Source organism: Lujinxingia sediminis (assembly GCF_004005565.1).
Lineage (GTDB): Bacteria > Myxococcota_A > Bradymonadia > Bradymonadales > Bradymonadaceae > Lujinxingia > Lujinxingia sediminis.
On sequence record NZ_SADD01000001.1, the window covers coordinates 500,014 to 514,393 of the forward strand.

Genomic DNA, 14,380 nt, shown 5'->3' on the forward strand with positions numbered 1-14,380 from the left:
TCCTTCGATTAGAGGATGTAGCGGCTTAAGTCTTCGTCCTGGAGCACATCCTGGAGGCGCTCGCGTACGTAATCGGCGCTGACCACGATGTCTTGATCTTCGATGTCCGGTGCGTCAAAGGAGAGGGCTTCAAAGACCTTTTCCATGATCGTGTGCAGGCGACGCGCGCCGATATTCTCCAGCGACTCATTCACCTGGTAGGCCATCTCAGCGATGGTGGCGATGGCCTCATCGTCAAAGCTCACGGTGATGCCCTCGGTGCTCATCAGTTCGACGTACTGGCGAGTCAGGCTGTTACGGGGCTCGGTGAGGATGCGCTGAAAGTCCTGCTGGGTGAGGCTCTCCAACTCCACGCGGATCGGGAAGCGTCCCTGAAGCTCCGGGATGAGGTCGGAGGGCTTGGAGACGTGAAAGGCACCGGCGGCGATAAAGAGGATATGGTCGGTTTTCACGACGCCGTGTTTGGTCGTGACCGAGGACCCTTCGACGATGGGGAGCAGATCGCGCTGGACGCCCTCGCGCGAGACGTCGGGGCCTTGCTGTGACTCTCGTCCGGCGATCTTATCGATCTCGTCGAGGAAGATGATGCCGGACTGCTGGGTGCGCTGGAGCGCCTCCTGAGTGATCTGATCCATATCGATCAGTCGGCCGGCCTCCTCCTTCACGAGCGCGCCGAGGGCGTCTTTGACGTTGACGCGCTTCTTTTTGCGTCGGCGAGGGAACATGTTGCCGAAGACGCTGCCCAGGTCCATCTCCTCCATGCCCTTCTGGCCGGAGAAGACCTCGATGACGGGGTTGGACGAGTCGGTCAGTTCGATCTCGATGTAGTCATCGTCGAAGTCGCCCTGGCGCAGGCGTTGGCGAAGGTGTTCGCGCACGTTCTTGGGCGCTTCGTCGGTGGACTGGATGGTGCCATCTTCGCCGACGATAAAGGACTTCTGGCGGTTGTGGCGCTCGTCGAGGGGAGGGCGCTCGGAGTTTTTGAGTTCGAGTTGGTCGAGGATGCGTTCTTCGGCGATCTCGCGGGCGCGCTCCTCGACGCGCTCCTCGGCCTCAGCTTTGACCAGATTGATGCCCAGCTCCAGAAGATCGCGGACCATGCTCTCGACATCGCGCCCGACGTAGCCAACCTCGGTGAATTTGGAGGCTTCGACCTTGAGGAAGGGGGCGCGGGCGAGTCTGGCGAGGCGACGAGCGATCTCGGTTTTTCCGACGCCGGTGGGGCCGATCATGATGATGTTCTTGGGCATGATCTCATCGCGCAGCTCCTCGTCGAGTTGCTGGCGACGCCAGCGGTTGCGCAGGGCGACGGCGACGGCGCGTTTGGCGGCGTGTTGCCCGACGATGTAGCGGTCGAGCGCGGCCACGATCTGGCGCGGAGTCAGTTCCAAATCATCCTTTCTGGGGGCGGGGGAGGTGGCCATGGTCGGTGATCCCTTGGGCATTCGTGCAACGAGAAGGGGGGACTGCTGGTGAGCCTATCGGGGCACTCAACGTGAGGATGTGGAGAGTTCCTCGATGGTGAGCGAGTCGTTGGTGAACACACAGATCTCGGCGGCGATTTTAAGGGAGGATTCGGCAATGGTGCGCGCGTCGAGCTCGGTATGACGCACCAGAGCGCGGGCCGCGCTTAAGGCGTAGGAGCCCCCCGAGCCGATGGCGATGACGCCTTCTTCGGGCTCGATGACGTCACCGGTGCCGCTGATCAGAAGTGTGGCCTCGCTGTCTGCAGCGATGAGCAGCGCTTCGAGTTTGCGCAGCATGCGATCGGTGCGCCAGTCTTTGGCCAGCTCGACGGCGGCGCGGGTGAGGTTCCCGTTGAACTTTTTGAGCTTCTCTTCGAGCTTCTCAAAGAGGGTGAAGGCGTCGGCGGTGGAGCCGGCAAAGCCGCAGAGGACTTTATCGCCGTGAAGTCTGCGCACCTTTCGGGCGGTGGCTTTCATCACGATCTTTTCGCCCATGGTGACCTGACCGTCGCCGGCGACGACGACCTTGTCGCCGCGGCGAACGCTGACGATGGTGGTGCCTCGAAAGCTCATCGCTTACTCATCATTGGAAGTTGGTGAGGACTCGGTTTTGCGCCTTCCAGACGCCGATCGGGCGCGGGGATGGGCAGCATCGTAGACCTCCATAAGCCTGTCAATTGAGACGTGGGTGTAGCGCTGGGTGGTCGAGAGGTTGGCGTGGCCAAGGAGCTCCTGGATGCCTCGCAGGTCGGCCCCGGCGTCGAGCAGATGGGTGGCAAAGGAGTGACGCAACCCGTGTGGGGTCAGCGAAGTGTCGAGTCCTGCGCGAACCAGATGCTCTTTGAGCAGGCGTCGCACCGAGCGGTCGGTGAGTCGGCCCCCGCGGTGGTTGAGAAAGACCGCGTCGGGGGCGCTGTCGCCGTCGACCAGCTCATGGCGCCGCGCCAGATAGCGCTTGAGCGCAGCGCAGGCCTTCTGCCCCAGGGGCACGCGCCGCTCCTTGTTTCCTTTGCCGATGGTCTGCACCCATCCGGCGTCGAGATCGATGTCAGAACGGTTCAGTGAGACCAGCTCCGAGACGCGCAACCCCGCGCCGTAGCCCACCTCCCAGATGGCCATGTCGCGGATCCCCAGGACGGAGTCGCCCTTATGGCCGTCGAGCAGGTGAAAGATCTCGTCGACGCCCAGGTAGTTGCGCAGAGGCTTTTGCACCTTCGGGGTGGAGAGAAGTTCGGCGGGGTTTTTATCGACCAGGCGCTTCTTGATCAGAAAGGTCCAGAAGGAGCGCAGAGTTGAGATCTTTCGGGCCAGAGACGAGGCCTGGTTCGCATCGAAGCGGTCCGCGACAAACGCCCGAAGATCGTCGATGGTCAGCGCCCCGGGGTCGGGATTCTCCCGACCGCGTTCGGCTAAAAAGTCGGCCAGCTGGCCCAGATCGCTGGCGTAGGCTCGCCGGGTGTGCGCGCTGGCGCCGCGCTCCACGCGCAAATACGTGATGAACTGGTCGATACGCTCAGCGAGCATGGGAGGCCGTGGGCAGAGAGAAAAGGGTGAGGCTCAATTCATCGTGCGCTCGACTTTGTACACGCCTTTGATTTTCTCAATGCTGCGCATGGCGCGTTTGAGCTGTTCGGTGTTCTGAACGAGCACCTCAAAGGTGTTGACGGCGCGGTGATCTTCGGTGGTCACGCACTGGGCCTGACTGATGTTGACGCCGGAAGCCGAGAAGGCCTGGCTGATGTTGGCCAAAAGCTCGGGCTTATCGGTGCAATAGACGCGTACGCTGACCGGACGGCGCGCGTTGTCGGGCACGCTGGTGTCATTGGCCCAGCGCACCGAGATCTGACGCTCGCGCTCCAGATGCGTCACCCGGGTGCAGTCGCGGGTGTGCACCGAGAGGCCGCGACCGCGGGTGACAAAACCGATGATCTCATCGCCCGGCAGCGGGTTGCAGCACTTGGCGTACTGCACCATCACGTCTTCGATGCCGTCGAGAACCACGCCGGTCTTGCCCCGGTGGACGAGCTTGTCCCAGAGCTGGCCGATCTTCGATTCGGTGTCGGCCGCCCGCGCCTTCTTGTTCTCGGTGGGGTAGATCTTCTCGACGATGGTATCGGGCTGGGTCTTGCCGTAGCCGACGTCGGCGAGCATGTCGTCGATGTTGTTAAATTTGCTGAGTTCGGCGGCTTTGGCCAGGTTCCCGGCGCGCTCCCAGGCGCGGATGTTGGTGTGGTAGCGCTTGAGCTCTTTGTCCAGAAGTTCTCGGCCGAGCTCCTGGCTGCGTTCGCGCTGCTCGCGACGCACGGCGTTGCGGATCTTGGTGCGCGCGCGGCTGGTGGTCACGAAGTTGAGCCAGTCCTTGTTGGGGCGCTGGTTCTTGTGCGTGAGGATCTCGACGATGTCGCCGTTATGCAGCTCGGTCTTCAGGGGGACCATCATCCCGTTGACCTTGGCCCCGGAGCAGTGCGCGCCGACCTCGGAGTGGATCGCGAAGGCGAAGTCCACGCAGGTCGCACCGGCCGGGAAGCTCAACACGTCGCCGTCGGGGGTGAAGACGTAGACCTCGTCGTGGAAGAGGTCGATTTTCACCGACTCCAGAAACTCCATCGGGTCTTCGTGGTCCTGGTGTTCCTCCATCAGGCGGTGGAGCCAGGCGAACTTCTGGTCGTCCTTATCGGGGACGGCCTTGCCCTCTTTGTAGAGCCAGTGGGCGGCGATCCCCTCCTCGGCGACCTTATGCATGTCGTGGGTGCGGATCTGGATCTCGATGCGCTCCTGATAAGGGCCGATCACCGAGGTGTGCAGCGACTGGTAGCCGTTGGGCTTGGCGATCGCGATGTAATCTTTAAAGCGCCCGGGGATGGGCTTCCAGAGGTTGTGCACAAGGCCGAGCGACTCGTAGCACTGCACCCGCTCATCGACCAAAATGCGAAAGGCCAGCACGTCGAAGACCTGCTCAAACTCGATCTGGTTGTGGCGCATCTTCCGATAGATGCTCCAGAAGTTCTTGGGCCGACCGTAGACCTCGCCAGAGATATCGTTCTCGCCGAGGAGTTCCTGGAGGATCGTGATGACTTCGCGGATGAAGTTCTCGCGCTGGCGCTTCTTCGATGCAACCTTCTCGGCGATGTCGTAGTACGCCTCGGTGTGCAGGTAGCGAAAGGAGAGGTCTTCGAGCTCGGTTTTGACCCAGTTCAAGCCTAAGCGATGGGCCAGCGGGGCGTAGATGTCCATCGTCTCCCTGGAGATGCGCTCCTGAGACGAGGGGTTCATGTATTTGAGGGTGCGCATGTTGTGGAGGCGGTCGGCGAGCTTGACCAGGATCACGCGCAGGTCGCGGCTCATGGCGATGATCATCTTGCGGATGTTCTCGGCCTGAGCTTCTTCGCGGGTGTTGAACTGAAATTTGGAGAGCTTGGTGACTCCGTCGACGAGAAAGGCGACGTCTTCGCCAAAGCGATCGCTGAGCTCTTCGACGGTGGTGTCGGTATCTTCGACGGTGTCGTGGAGAAGGCCTGCCACCAGGCTTGCGACATCGAGGCGCAGGTCGGCGATGATATCCATCACCTCCAGCGGGTGGCTCATGTAGGGCTCACCGCTCTTACGCATCTGGCCCTCATGCATGGCCGCGGCGAATTCGTAGGCTTCGCGCAGCTGTGCGATGTCCGGGTCAGGGTGGTAGGAGCGGACTTTCTTGATGATGGAGTTCAGGCGGTTTTGCAGTTGCATCGACTCGACGACTCCCGGGCTAAGGGCCGGAGCATAAGCGCTCAATAAAAAGAACCGACCGCGGGAGGCATTCATTCGCGGGGGGGCTTAGAGGCCGGGTCGGCTGCTCACCAGAGGGGCGAACATCGCTCATGGTAACGGAGCTAAGCGTCGAATCAAAGAAAGAAGGGTAGGGGGATCAACCCGCTGAGGGGCGATGTTCCGCGTCGTCGCGGAAGGGGTTGTCGATCAGGGAGCCCGCCGGGATTTCGAAAAATGCGCTGAGCTTTTTAATCTGGTTAAGCGAGAGCTGACGATGCCCCTGAAGAACAGCAGAGAGGTGGGTGGGCTGGAGTTTAGCCTGACGCGCAAGCTCAGCCTGCGTCAGGCCGAGGCGCTCCATATGAAACTGGATCACGTCGGTGGGTGGCGCCTGCGCGATCGGGTAATGCTTTCGTTCATAGGCCTCGACCAGCGTGACCAGAATGTCGAGAAGGTCGAACTCATCGGTCCCCTCGGTTGGATCTGCGTCCATCAAGTCGGAGATGCGACGCAACGCGTTCTCGTAGTCCTGTGGGGTCCGGACGGGTTGGATGTTCATTGAGGGCTCCTGTCATACTGACGGGGTGAACTTCGAAAAACGACCCGTTAGAAGTCGTTGACGCTGAGGGCGTCTATTTTGTCGTATTCGGCGTGGGTACCGAAAAACTTTATGTAGACGACTTGTGACCGATAAGCGATGGATACGATGAGGCGGTAGGTGTTGCCCTTGATGTTAAAAACAACTCGGTTGCCCTTGAGAGTTACGCGCGTTTGGGTACCGCCTTGTGACGTCTTGCGGAGACGCCCAATGCGCTCGTTCGGCGTCGGTAAGCCACTCCTCTAAACGCTGTTTAACGTCAGGAAATCTCACATACTGGTCGATGATCGTCTTTTTCTTCACAATACGCATAGTTGACCTCAATAAAATAGTTAGCAGGCTATAATTGTTACCAGATTGGTAACAAGGGCAGGCGAAATTTTATTCGCAGAAATGTTACCCCATGATCTCCACCCCCAGCGGCATCTCCAGGTCGAGGTCTGCGGCGCGCACATACGCAATCAGTGCGTCGAGGTAGGTGGGAAGCGGCGGACAGAGGTCCTGACCTTCCAGGGCATCGAGGGTGTTGATGGAGTTGTAGATGGTCAGGTGGTTGAAGTCGTCCATGAACTGGCGGGGGTTGCGGGTGAAGCGCTCCAGGTAGGGGAACTTCATAAGCAGGCTGGTCAGCCGATAGGGGAGCATGCTGACGGGGGCGCTGCGGCCGGCGCGGTCGGCCACCAGCTGGAAGACGCGTCGAGCGGAGAGGGGGTTGGGGTCGCAGAGGTGAAAGGTGCGCCCGGCGGCGTCGTCGCGGCAGCTGATGCGGTGCATCGCGCGGCAGACAAAATCCACCGGCACGAGGTTTAGGGGTTTGTCACCGCGGCCCGGCATGGGGATGGGCACGATTGAGGGCATGTTGACCAGGGCGTTGATCAGGTAATAGGGCCCGGCCATCCGGTCGATCTCACCGGTACGGGAATCGCCGACGATGATGCTGGGGCGGAAGATCGAGATGGGCAGATGCTCCATGGCCTGGCGCATGGCCTGCTCGGCGCGGAACTTGCTCTCTTCGTAGGCGTTGCGAAAGCCCTGCCCCTCGTCGAGTTCCTCTTCCATGATCACGCCGGCGCGGTCGCCGCTGACAAAGGCCGTGGAGAGGTGATTGAGGCGTTCCAGGTGCTGCATCTCGTAGGCAGTGTCCAGGATGTTGCGCGCCCCGCGCACGTTGACCTCAAAGGCCTCCGAGCGCTCCACCCCCAGGAACCAGATGCTGGCGATGTGGTAGATGTCGGTGACGTTGGCGATGAGTTCCAGGTACTCGCGGCCGGAGAGGCCCAGGTCGAGGGCGACGACATCGCCGCTGAGCAGGTGAATGCGCTGGCGGGAGGCGTCGAGTTTTTGCAGCTGACGATCGGCCTCATCGAGGGCATCGGGGCGCACCAGCAGTCGGATCGTAGCGTCGGGCTCGTCGTTGAGGATGGTCTCAACGAGCTTGCGTGCGACGAAGCTGGGGAAGCCGGTGATGAGGATGTCGCGCTTTCGGGAGGGCTCGGTCATCGCGGTAAGTCCGTGCTCAGTCGTCGGTCGGGCGCGCGCTGCCACGCTGGCGGATGCGCGCGTCGATGGTTTCGAAAAGATCATCTACCTGGCGTCGAGTGTGGTCGAGGCTCTGATCGTTGTCGATGACAAAGTCGGCGACCTCGAGCTTCTCGCGCAAAGGCATCTGGGAGTGGATACGGGCCAGGGCCTGCTTTTCGCTGATGCCATCGCGGGCCATCAGGCGCTGGAGTTGCGTCTCTGGCGAGCAGGCGACCACGATGAGGCTGTCGAAGGCTTTATAAAGACCATTCTCTACGATCAGCGCGGCGTCGTAGATCACCCAGGGGTGGCCGTGTTCAAAGGCCGCGGCGCTCTGCCGGGCCATCTCCTGAGCGATGCGCGGATGGGTGATGGCCCCAAGTCTGGCGCGTGCGTCGGGATCCTGGAATATGTGCGCGCCTAATGCGGTACGGTTGAGCGTGCCGTCTTCGTGGAGGACGTTCGCTCCGAACGCCTCGACGATGTCGGCCAGGGCCGGCTGGCCCGGTTCAACGACCTGGCGGGCGATGCGATCGGCATCGATCACCGGGACGCCCAGAGCCTCGAAGTGACGGCTGACAGTGGATTTTCCGCTGGCGATGCCACCGGTCAGGCCGATGATCACGCCGGGTGAGTTCGTTGACACCTTTTGGCCCCTCGTACTAGGACTCGCCGCAATGATGCGCCGGCGGCTGGCGGCGATTTAAAGTGCAGGTTGAGCGCCTTAGAGATAGGGCGGTTGATACCATCGACAGGGAAAGCATGCAAAGGCGTGCAGGCAGGATAAGTGCCCGCTTTCAAGGGCGACGCAGGCGCACGCAGCGCTGGCTGATGATGTTGGCGAACCCGGCTGTGGCGGCCGCATCGCTGGTGCTGGCCGGGCTGATGGCGCTCTACGCGGCGGCCGGGGCTCCGGGGTGGCTTGAGGCCGGGCCGATGCCCCAGGTGGGCAGCGCTGCGGCGCTGTTGTTGAGTCTTGCTGTGGCGTCGATGGCGATGCGCTGGACGGCGCTGCAAGGTCGCTCGGAGCTCGGTGCGTTGGGCGTGGTTGCGATGGTGCTGGGCGGAGCGGTGCTGGCGGGCGGATGGCTGATGGGCCATGGCAGGTTGCCTGTGGGCGAGCTCGTGTTGCCGATGCATCAGACGCAGCAGACCTATGAGGTCAGGCAGGGGAGCCGCCAGGTCGATGTGATGTTGCCACTGCGCATGACCCTGCAGTCGGTGGTGCTGGGCGCTGAGCCGCGCATCGATCTGACGTTCTCGCGCCTGGGGCCTGACGGGGTGCCCCCGCAGCCCCTGGGTGTCGGTGAGAGTCTCGATGTCAGCGGGCTTCGTTTTGCGTTTGTGGGGCTTGTGACCGACACCGAGGTGTATCGGGCGGTGGTACGCAGCCAGGCGGAGAACACCATCCCCGCTGCCGGTGTCGTGGGCGACAGCCTGAGTCTTGCCATCGACGGCCCGAGCTACGAAGTGATCGCGACGACCTCGAATTACCTCGATGCCATGGGGCCAGCGGTGCAGCTCGAAGATGGCGAGGGGCGACGCTTCTGGGTGTTTGAGGAGCCGGGCGCTGAGCCGCGTCCGGACCTTGCTGCCGGGCTCTGGCTCGACGAGTTGCAGGAGGTGCCGGCGGCGGTGATTCGCGTCTCGCCAGTGCGTCCTTTCGGGGTGTTGGGCGTCGGTGCCGGACTGTGCGTGGCGGGTTTTTTGCTCCTCTGCGCCGGCGGGTTGGGTGCTGTGCGAAGCCCGGATGATGCTGCGGAAGATCACGAAGCCGAAGATGGCGATGCTGCGGAGGGCAAGCGATGAGCCAGGAGCCGAAGCTGGCGAGGCGCTCAGGCGCGTTTCGTCTGAGCGCTGTCGGAGCGTTGGTGGGAGGGGCGGGGCTTGTGGCGTCGCTGTGGTTTGGCGCTTCTGCGGGGATGCTGGTGGCGCTGGCGGCGCTCGGGAGCTTCGCTGGCCTTGTGGGGCTGGGGCGGCTCTCGGCTGCCATTGCGACCCGTGATGTGCAGATCGGGGCGAGTTTGCTGGTCGGGGCGGTGATCCTGGGATCGTTGCTGACGCTTGGTGCAGGCGCGCCCGGCCGGCTCTCCACCCTGGGGGCGATGTGGGCGGTGCAGGGCGCAGCCTGGCTCGCTGCGCTCGCCATGCTCTTTGTGGCGGCAGCGGCCGCAGGCCGCGCGCCCCAGGCCGTCGGCGCGTTGAGCGCCGCGCTGGGGCTGGGCGTCCTCGGAGTCTGGGCCGAGCGCGCTCGCAGCGGCGCGATGAACTTCGCCTGGCCCCTGGCCACCGATGGCGAGCCGCTCTTCTGGGGCCTGCCCGCGGTGCGTCAGGCCGCCGAATTGAAGGTGCCGGTGATGATGGGAGCTGAGAGCGCTGCCGGGCTTGTGGCCACCGCGTCTGTGGTGGCGGGCATCGCCGCGCTGGTAAGCTCGGAGCTCGTTGAGCCGACGCATCGCCTTCGCGCGCTGGCCGACAAGCTCTGGGCGGGCGCCGCCGCGCTCTTTGCGGTGGCCCTGGGGATGGTGTTTGGCACGTCTGTGCCCCACGCCGAGCGCCTGATCGATGCGGGGCTTAAGGGCCGGGCCGCAGAGTGGCTCTCCGCGCAACAACTTCCGCCGGGGCTGGCCGAGCAGGGGGAGCTCCTGGTGAGCCCGGAAGCGACCGCGATCTCGGTGCATCTGAGCGCGATGGGGGCTGAGGTTGTGGCGCTCTTGATGGCCGCGCTGCTCTGCGCCTGGGCGGCCTGGCGGGTGCGACGTGGCACTGGCGAAGTCGCGCCGGAAGGTGCAGCGGCGCAGGAGACATGGAGCCGCGGGCTTGTGGGGCGCGCGGTGGCGCTGATGGTGCTGGGCTGGGCCTGGGGGCTTCTTGTGACCTGGGAGTCCGGCGGGGCCTTCGGGGTGTTTACCCGCGCGGAGTGGGTGGGCTTTGGCGTGCCGCTTGTGGTGCTGGGCCTTCATCAGGCGATGTTTGAGCAGGGAACGCTCGGAGCGCTGGCGCGACGAGTGACCCCGGTGGTGGCGCTTGCATTTGTCAGCCTGGCCCTTCTGTGGGTATGGAGCCACGGGGCAGCGCCGGGTGTCGGCGTGAGCCTCTTTTGAATCATCTGTTAACGCGTTGCCCGAAACTCTCTCCCGCGTACTTTCGTCGCGGGAAACCGAGAGGCGCGGCACCGAGGAGCATCACATGAGCGCGATCTACAAGGTCAATACGGCGGCGTTTATGACGAGCGGCACAAAGCCCTCGCACTACCCGCCCACCGAGCTCCCGGAGATCGCCTTTGGCGGCGCGAGCAACGTCGGTAAATCCAGCCTGATCAATTCTCTGGTGGGGCGCACCAAGCTGGTCAAGACCAGTAAAACCCCGGGGCATACCCAGACGATCAACTTCTTTAACATCAACGACGCCATGATCTTCGTGGATCTTCCGGGCTACGGCTTTGCGAAGGTTCCGCTTTCGGTGAAGGCGGCCTGGGGGCCGATGATCGAGGGGTATCTGGCCGGGCGTCCGACGCTGCGGGCGATCGTCTGCGTGATGGATCTGCGCCGCGGGGTGCGCGATGACGATATGATGCTCATTGAGTCGGCACCGCTCTTTGGCATTCAGCCGATTCTGGTGTTCACCAAGGCTGATAAGTACGGGAGAAACGCCGCACAGCAGCGGCGCCGCGAGATTGCGAAAGGGCTGAACTGCCCGCCCGGCGATCTTCTGCTCTACTCCAGCACCAAAGGTGAGGGAGGGGAGGCGGTCTGGGATCGCATCCGCCAGGTCACCGGCGTATGAGCGCCGAGAGCTGGGGTGAGCCCGGCGGTGAAGGTGTGGCGGAGGGGCTGAGCGTGCGGCGGGCGACGCCCGATGATCTCGACGCGATCATGGAGGTGGAGCGTGCCGCGCATGCCCACCCCTGGCAGCGTGAGAGCTTTGAGCGGGAGTTCACCCTGGAGTGGTCACGCATCTGGGTGGCCACCGAGGGGGAGCGTGTGGCGGGCTTTCTGGCCTACTGGCGGGTGCTCGACGAGCTGCACATCCTGGATGTGGCGGTGCACCCGGAGTTTCAGCGTCGCGGGATCGCCCGGGGGATGCTGGAGATGCTCATCGCCCTGGGCCATGCCCACGAGGTGGTCTCGGTCCTCCTGGAGGTGCGCGTGAGCAACAAGGCGGCCATTGCCCTCTACAAACGCCTGGGCTTTGAGCGCATGGGCCGCCGCAAGCGCTACTACGACGATGGCGAGGATGCCTGGGTGATGTGCGCTGAGTTGGGCTGAGAGTTCTGGCGAGGTTGATCCTGCGCGCTGAGTTTTGTAAGGGGGGAGGCGTCGCACCCTCCCCCCACCACCTCGTTACGGAGTCCCTCGTGAACAAGCAGCTCAAAGTCTTCTCCGGCGGAAGCCACCCGGAGTTCTGCAAGTCGATCTGCAGGCATCTCGGAATTGAGCTCGGAAAGAGCACCACGGTTCGTTTCAGCAATGAGAACATGATGGTGCAGATCGAGGAGAACGTGCGCGAGTGCGACGTCTTCGTCGTGCAGACCTCGGCCTCACCGGTTCATGAGAACCTCTTTGAGCTCCTGATTATGATCGACGCGCTGCGCTCGGCGTCGGCCTCGCGCATTACCGCGGTGATGCCCTACATCCCTTACATCCGCAGCGATAAAAAGGATCGTCCGCGCATCTCGATCACCGCACGTCTCGTGGCCGATCTGCTCAAGACCGCCGGTGCTGACCGGGTGCTCACCATGGATCTGCACTCGGCGCAGGCTCAGGGCTTCTTTCGGATGCCGGTCGATCAGCTGCTGGGGGCGGGCCCCATCTGCGATCGTCTGCGTCAGGAGGAGGGGCGCGAGAACTGGGTGTTGGTTGCGGCCGACGCCGGCGAAGCCAAGGATCTCGGGCGTTACGCCAACCGCCTCGACCTGCCGATGGCGATCATCGACAAGCGTCGCGACGGCGATGATGAGCGCCCGCGTGCGGTCAGCCTGATCGGCGATGTGAAAGACAAAGTCGCCGTGATCGTGGACGATGAGATCGCCAGTGGAGGCACGCTCATTGAGGCGGCGACCTTCCTGAAAGAGAAGGGCGCCGACAAGGTTCTGGCCACGGCCACCCACCCCATCTTCAGCTCGAACGCCGCCGAGCGCATCGACGGAGCGTTCATCGACAAGGTTTTTGTAACCGACACCGTGCCGTTGCGCGCCAACCAGCAGTCGGAGAAGGTTGAGGTGATCTCGGTGGCGAAAGACTTCGCCGAGGCCATCAGCCGCATTCACGATGGGCGTTCGGTCAGCGAACTCTTTCACGCCAAAAAGCCCATGAAACAGGGCTAAGACGCGTAGTTTTGATCTTCTGAGGATCAAAAAAGCCCCGACGCCTGGCGTCGGGGCTTCTTTTGTGATGCAACCATTTCGACCGGGGCGCTCAGAAGCGCTCGGAGGGATCGATGCGCTTGAGAAAGTCGAGCATGGAGATGCCCGGCTCATAGACCGCATCGAAGTCGTCGAGGGCGTCAAGAGCGGGCTCACGCTCGGTGAGTTCGGCCCATTTTAAGAAGGGGACCAGGAAGGGGCGCGCGGCCTGAACCTCACGGTAGAGCAGACGCGCGGTGATGTTGCCCTCGGTGAGAAAGCCCGAGCGCTGGTAGTGTCTCAAAAAGCCCTCGCGGTCGTACTCGACCTGGCGCAGGGTGACCTCGCGGGACGGACCGCTTCCTGTGAGGATGGCGTACTGAGCACGCCAGTCGCCGTTAAAGGGGAGTCCCACCGAACCCACGTTGACGATCAGACCGTCGTCAAAGCGGTGGACGAGCGGGCGGTGGGTGTGAGCGCAGATGAGCGTGGAGCCCTCGATGGCGTCGAAGTGCGCGCGCAGGCGATCGTCGGGGGTCCAGGCGCCGATGCCCTCGCTGTGGGATCGCGGCGAGCCGTGAAAGACCTCCAGGGTGGGATCGGACTCGGCGTGAAGGGAGAAGGGCAGGGCGTCGATAAAGGCGACGGCCTCCTCGCTGAGTTCGTCGGCCATCCAGCGCGAGCCAGCCCACTCATCGAGGGTACACCAGGGCTCGGGAATGTCGCCGCGGCAAAAGGAGAGGAGGTAATCCTCGTGGTTTCCTTTGACGCTGCGCCAGCCCAGCTCGGCGATGCGAGCGACGACCGCGCTCCCCTGAGGGCCACGGCCGACCATGTCGCCGGCGACGATGACCTCGTCGATCTCATGCCGGGCGATATCGGCGATGACGGCGTCGAGGGCAAAGAGGTTGGCGTGAACATCCGCAAGGATAGCGATCGTAGGCATGAAGGCTCAGCGTGCTGGCGAGGGGTCAGGTCCAGAGGTAGGGCTTCCAGTCCTCCGGGTGGTCTTCAAGATTACCTGCCCCGGCGCTGAATGGCCACCAGCGAGGCTCGTAGGGCTGGGTGATCAGGGGCATGCGGGCCTCGGAGGGGGTGCGGGAGTTTTTGCGTCGATTGCAGGGCTGGCAGCTGGTGGCGATGTTGGTCCAGCTGGTCTCTCCTCCGCGACTTCGGGGCATGACGTGATCGAAGGTAAGGTCGGCACCGCTGAAACGCTCGCCACAGTACTGGCAGCGGTAGCCGTCGCGGCGATAGATGTTGTTGCGCGAGAACTGCACGCGTCGCCGGGGAATGCGCACGCGTCGCAGGAGGCGAAGGACGGAGGGAAGCTCCAGGGAGGTGTGCGTCGCGTGCACCTGACGCTCCTGGGAGACGAGGACTTCGGCTTTGCCCAGCCACAAAAGCGTGACGGCCTTTCGCCAGTCGACGATCGAGAGAGGCTCGTAGGAGGCGTTGAGCAAGAGGGCGGGTTTCATGCGTGCTCCGAGCGGTGGCCTTGCGGTCGAGGGGGGATGCGATGCCTCAGCAGACAACGTCGGCAAAAAAACCGTAAAGCAGGGTGAGCCTATTTCCTTCTTTTTTCAAAGGTTTACAGCGCGTTTGCCCGTGAGGGGCTGTGGGGCGTGGCGAGTTTCGGGGCAGCCGGCGCACCGCGAGCAGGACGGCGCGTTGTGGTACGCGTCTGTGTCGAAGATGATC

15 protein-coding genes are annotated in these 14,380 nt (G+C 63.2%); 5 read left to right on the plus strand and 10 right to left on the minus strand.

All coding sequences use genetic code 11. From position 1 onward, the window contains the following. Positions 1–8 precede the first annotated feature (8 nt). The 8 genes from hslU to coaE all read right to left on the minus strand — a co-directional run bounded on the left by hslU (position 9) and on the right by coaE (position 7,981). Entirely contained in the window at positions 9–1,424 is a 1,416-nt protein-coding gene (gene hslU / locus EA187_RS02025; RefSeq protein ID WP_206524158.1) for an ATP-dependent protease ATPase subunit HslU, read from the minus strand. Positions 1,425–1,490: 66 nt separating this feature from the next. Continuing rightward, positions 1,491–2,039: an ATP-dependent protease subunit HslV gene (gene hslV, locus EA187_RS02030; RefSeq protein ID WP_115603164.1), complete on the minus strand. Its 549-nt coding sequence runs from the start codon at positions 2,037–2,039 to the stop codon at positions 1,491–1,493. Positions 2,040–2,042: 3 nt separating this feature from the next. Further along, positions 2,043–2,990 (minus strand): tyrosine recombinase XerC, encoded by a 948-nt coding sequence (locus EA187_RS02035; protein ID WP_115603163.1) that lies wholly within the window; start codon positions 2,988–2,990, stop codon positions 2,043–2,045. 33 nt (positions 2,991–3,023) lie between these two features. Next, a complete protein-coding gene (locus EA187_RS02040) occupies positions 3,024–5,195 on the minus strand; it encodes a RelA/SpoT family protein (protein ID WP_127779009.1) in 2,172 nt (723 codons plus the stop codon). Positions 5,196–5,373: 178 nt separating this feature from the next. After that, the gene (locus EA187_RS02045) at positions 5,374–5,775 is read right to left on the minus strand and encodes a helix-turn-helix domain-containing protein (RefSeq protein WP_127779010.1); all 402 of its coding nucleotides are present in this window, start codon (positions 5,773–5,775) and stop codon (positions 5,374–5,376) included. 47 nt (positions 5,776–5,822) lie between these two features. Continuing rightward, complete coding sequence (locus EA187_RS21030; RefSeq protein ID WP_206524198.1) at positions 5,823–6,026, minus strand: type II toxin-antitoxin system HigB family toxin; 204 nt, start codon at positions 6,024–6,026, stop codon at positions 5,823–5,825. Between the two features lie 184 nt (positions 6,027–6,210). Further along, positions 6,211–7,314: an SDR family oxidoreductase gene (locus EA187_RS02055; RefSeq protein ID WP_164855904.1), complete on the minus strand. Its 1,104-nt coding sequence runs from the start codon at positions 7,312–7,314 to the stop codon at positions 6,211–6,213. 16 nt (positions 7,315–7,330) lie between these two features. After that, positions 7,331–7,981, minus strand: a complete 651-nt coding sequence (coaE, locus tag EA187_RS02060; protein ID WP_241250152.1) for a dephospho-CoA kinase — start codon at positions 7,979–7,981, stop codon at positions 7,331–7,333. A gap of 185 nt (positions 7,982–8,166) precedes the next feature. Here coaE and EA187_RS02065 point away from each other — a divergent pair, with 185 nt between their 5' ends. The 5 genes from EA187_RS02065 to EA187_RS02085 all read left to right on the plus strand — a co-directional run bounded on the left by EA187_RS02065 (position 8,167) and on the right by EA187_RS02085 (position 12,661). Beyond that, on the plus strand, positions 8,167–9,144 hold the full coding sequence (locus EA187_RS02065; RefSeq protein ID WP_127779011.1) for a hypothetical protein: 978 nt from the start codon (positions 8,167–8,169) through the stop codon (positions 9,142–9,144). Continuing rightward, on the plus strand, positions 9,141–10,439 hold the full coding sequence (locus EA187_RS02070) for a hypothetical protein (protein WP_127779012.1): 1,299 nt from the start codon (positions 9,141–9,143) through the stop codon (positions 10,437–10,439). The genes EA187_RS02065 and EA187_RS02070 overlap by 4 nt, the downstream gene beginning before the upstream one ends. An 85-nt stretch (positions 10,440–10,524) precedes the next feature. After that, positions 10,525–11,121 (plus strand): ribosome biogenesis GTP-binding protein YihA/YsxC, encoded by a 597-nt coding sequence (yihA, locus tag EA187_RS02075; protein WP_115603157.1) that lies wholly within the window; start codon positions 10,525–10,527, stop codon positions 11,119–11,121. Continuing rightward, entirely contained in the window at positions 11,118–11,603 is a 486-nt protein-coding gene (gene rimI / locus EA187_RS02080; RefSeq protein WP_115603156.1) for a ribosomal protein S18-alanine N-acetyltransferase, read from the plus strand. Before yihA ends, rimI begins: the two co-directional genes overlap by 4 nt. Before the next feature lie 89 nt (positions 11,604–11,692). After that, entirely contained in the window at positions 11,693–12,661 is a 969-nt protein-coding gene (locus EA187_RS02085; protein ID WP_115603155.1) for a ribose-phosphate diphosphokinase, read from the plus strand. 91 nt (positions 12,662–12,752) lie between these two features. On the opposite strand, the gene EA187_RS02090 is transcribed toward EA187_RS02085, so the two are convergent. Together EA187_RS02090 and EA187_RS02095 are read right to left on the minus strand one after the other, a co-directional pair. Then, the gene (locus EA187_RS02090; RefSeq protein WP_115603154.1) at positions 12,753–13,625 is read right to left on the minus strand and encodes a metallophosphoesterase family protein; all 873 of its coding nucleotides are present in this window, start codon (positions 13,623–13,625) and stop codon (positions 12,753–12,755) included. Between the two features lie 25 nt (positions 13,626–13,650). Continuing rightward, complete coding sequence (locus EA187_RS02095; RefSeq protein WP_115603153.1) at positions 13,651–14,157, minus strand: HNH endonuclease; 507 nt, start codon at positions 14,155–14,157, stop codon at positions 13,651–13,653. Positions 14,158–14,380 lie beyond the last annotated feature (223 nt).

Bases quoted from the DNA above. Each gene is read 5' to 3' on its own strand.
- hslU (WP_206524158.1), bottom strand. From the start codon at position 1,424: ATGGCCACCTCCCCCGCCCCCAGAAAGGATGATTTGGAACTGACTCCG.
- hslV (WP_115603164.1), bottom strand. From the start codon at position 2,039: ATGAGCTTTCGAGGCACCACCATCGTCAGCGTTCGCCGCGGCGACAAG.
- EA187_RS02035 (WP_115603163.1), bottom strand. From the start codon at position 2,990: ATGCTCGCTGAGCGTATCGACCAGTTCATCACGTATTTGCGCGTGGAG.
- EA187_RS02040 (WP_127779009.1), bottom strand. From the start codon at position 5,195: ATGCAACTGCAAAACCGCCTGAACTCCATCATCAAGAAAGTCCGCTCC.
- EA187_RS02045 (WP_127779010.1), bottom strand. From the start codon at position 5,775: ATGAACATCCAACCCGTCCGGACCCCACAGGACTACGAGAACGCGTTG.
- EA187_RS02055 (WP_164855904.1), bottom strand. From the start codon at position 7,314: ATGACCGAGCCCTCCCGAAAGCGCGACATCCTCATCACCGGCTTCCCC.
- EA187_RS02065 (WP_127779011.1), top strand. From the start codon at position 8,167: ATGATGTTGGCGAACCCGGCTGTGGCGGCCGCATCGCTGGTGCTGGCC.
- EA187_RS02070 (WP_127779012.1), top strand. From the start codon at position 9,141: ATGAGCCAGGAGCCGAAGCTGGCGAGGCGCTCAGGCGCGTTTCGTCTG.
- yihA (WP_115603157.1), top strand. From the start codon at position 10,525: ATGAGCGCGATCTACAAGGTCAATACGGCGGCGTTTATGACGAGCGGC.
- rimI (WP_115603156.1), top strand. From the start codon at position 11,118: ATGAGCGCCGAGAGCTGGGGTGAGCCCGGCGGTGAAGGTGTGGCGGAG.
- EA187_RS02090 (WP_115603154.1), bottom strand. From the start codon at position 13,625: ATGCCTACGATCGCTATCCTTGCGGATGTTCACGCCAACCTCTTTGCC.
- EA187_RS02095 (WP_115603153.1), bottom strand. From the start codon at position 14,157: ATGAAACCCGCCCTCTTGCTCAACGCCTCCTACGAGCCTCTCTCGATC.